Source organism: Bacillus fungorum, assembly GCF_002746455.1.
Lineage (GTDB): Bacteria > Bacillota > Bacilli > Bacillales > Bacillaceae_G > Bacillus_A > Bacillus_A fungorum.
The window spans coordinates 1-1,142 of sequence record NZ_NWUW01000127.1 but is presented as its reverse complement, the minus strand read 5'-3'; the positions used below and the strand labels follow the sequence as shown (position 1 = coordinate 1,142).

General features: G+C 33.3%; 2 protein-coding genes. One reads left to right on the top strand and one right to left on the bottom strand.

Going from position 1 to position 1,142, the window contains the following annotated elements:
• Positions 1–62 precede the first annotated feature (62 nt).
• Positions 63–320 (bottom strand): hypothetical protein, encoded by a 258-nt coding sequence (locus tag CO726_RS30995; protein WP_099686831.1) that lies wholly within the window; start codon positions 318–320, stop codon positions 63–65.
• Positions 321–714: 394 nt separating this feature from the next.
• Here CO726_RS30995 and CO726_RS30990 point away from each other — a divergent pair.
• A partial coding sequence (locus CO726_RS30990; protein WP_099686830.1) for a thioredoxin family protein occupies positions 715–1,142 on the top strand: 428 nt, incomplete at its 3' end.

Sequence of the window (1,142 nt, the reverse complement as noted above, 5' to 3'; positions counted from 1 at the left end):
CTATTATACACCAAACATATATTCGATAGATAGTGAAGCAACACTTTATGTATGTCGAACAATTAAGATGGCTTCCTGCCATCCCTTATTCGAAGCCAATTCATCTCCCACCTACTCACTGGGCTGTCACCCTTCACGCTCCTTGAGGAAGGAGTCTTCTTGGCTAAAATGATAAAAGCAGTGCTGAGTTGTTGTTCTTGCAACCAGTCTTGTAGTTTTTTATATTCATACCAATATGTTTCCCTATCTTCTTTGATAGAATCTAAGTGATTCAGGGTAGTTGTAAAATATAAAAATTGTTCTTCAGTGTATTTTGTCATAATCTTAAATTCCTTTTTTCTTTTAGTATAATAGAGAATTTATTTAGAAAAGCTGATTTAAAATCTTTTTTGGGAATAAAAGTAAGTCTATGACCTATTTTCACACACGTATCTCGGCTGTAGCCCGATTAACAGTATAGAATCCCCTATTTTTTTTGGTGTTTAATTTTTTATAATTGTTCGGTGCGTGAAATTATACTTGCTTTGCTTCTTGTTTTTTTGTTTTATTACCTGAAATTTATATAGTCTTTTATATAGATTATATGTTAAGATATAAGTAGAAAATTTGTTTCCATTGTTTATACTCTATTGTACGTAGCGTGAAGGACAAACCTTACGCCCTGTTAACTCGGGCGAGGTTTGTCCTTTTTTTTATTTTAAGGAGGAATTTACTGTGAAAAAAATCTACAAAATTGGAGCAGTTTTAACAACTTTATGTGTTGTTTGTATCACGATCTTTACTTTAACTAAAAATGAATCAGTCAAAACAAAAACAGTAACACCAGAAAAAGCAATTGTATCTGCTGCAGATGTAAAAGGATCGCCTGAAAATATAAAAGATATTTCGAAGGAAGAATTAAAACAAAAAATACAATCCCATGATGAGTTCATTGCGTACTACTATCAACCAACCTGCCATTTTTGTAAAAAGGCTGCGCCAGATATCAATAGCATGTCAAAAAAGCATGATAGAACCATCTATCGTATTGATATCTCTACACCAGAAAATCAAAGCGCCTTTCAAGAGTTCGACATTCCAGGTACTCCAGTTGTTGTAGCTTATAACAGAGGTGAAGAAGTTGAACGTTTAGAAGGAGCAGT

Coding starts and splice junctions, on each gene's coding strand:
- CO726_RS30995 (WP_099686831.1), bottom strand. CDS start 320: ATGACAAAATACACTGAAGAACAATTTTTATATTTTACAACTACCCTG.